Genomic DNA, 933 nt, shown 5'->3' with positions numbered 1-933 from the left:
CTGCGCCAGCCGCTCGCGGTCGGTCGCCGACGGCGCTCGCTCGCCCGCGAGCAGTACCGCGTCGAGCACATGGGCGTCCCCGACGGCGTGGAGTTCCTCGCGACGGGCGGCGGCTGGACCGTCCTCGCGGCGCTCCTCCTGTCCGCCGTGATGTGGCTCCCGCGGCTGACCGGCACCGCCCTCGTCGGCGGGCAGCTGCTGCCGCTGGGCCCGAGCGCGGGCGCGCTGTGGGCGCAGGTCGGGATCGGCGTCCGCGGATCCGGTGCCGGGCCCGTCGCCCCCTCCGACCCGTTCGCGTACGTGCTCGCGGTGCTCGGCAGCGTCACCGCGTGGGATCCGTCGCTCGCCGTCCTCGGGCTGTTCGTGGCCGCGCTGCCGCTCGCCGCCCTCGCCGCCTGGCTGTGCGCCGCGCAGCTCACGCGGAACTCCTGGCTGCGCGCGCTGGCCGCCCTCGTCTGGACCCTCGCGCCCACCCTGCTCATCGCGCTCGGCGAGGGCCGCCTGCCCGCCGTGCTCGCGCACCTGCTCCTCCCGTGGCTCGCGCTCGCGGTGCTGCGGGCGCCGCGCTCGTGGTCCGCGTCCGCCGTGGCGGGGATCCTGATGGCCGCCGTCGGCGCGTCCGCCCCCTCGCTCGTCCCGGCCGTGCTCGTGCTCTGGGTCGTCGCCACCGTGCGGGCCGGACGCCGAGCCGGCCGCCTCGTGACGATCCCCGTCCCGCTCCTCGCGCTCGTCGCGCCCCTCGTGGCCTACCGGGTGATGCAGGGGCAGCCGCTCGCCCTCGCCGCCGACCCGGCCGTCCCCGCGGGCTTCACGCCCGCCGACGTGCCCGGGCTCGCGCTCGGCTTCCCGACCGCCGGGCTCGGCGGCTGGGCCGACCTCGTCGACGGCCTGGGCCTCGGCCTGCCCGGCGCCGTCCCGCTGATCGCGGTGGCG

1 pseudogene is annotated in these 933 nt (G+C 79.1%); it reads left to right on the top strand.

Annotated features, from left to right (window positions below):
• Positions 1–933: pseudogene (locus DZG00_RS15835) on the top strand (glycosyltransferase family 2 protein); the annotation flags it as partial.

The sequence above is a fragment of the Clavibacter lycopersici genome, assembly GCF_003576405.1.
In the GTDB taxonomy this organism is placed as follows: Bacteria; Actinomycetota; Actinomycetes; order Actinomycetales; family Microbacteriaceae; genus Clavibacter; species Clavibacter lycopersici.
The sequence above is the reverse complement of the archived record's forward strand: the minus strand, read 5'-3'. Positions and strand labels throughout refer to the sequence as shown.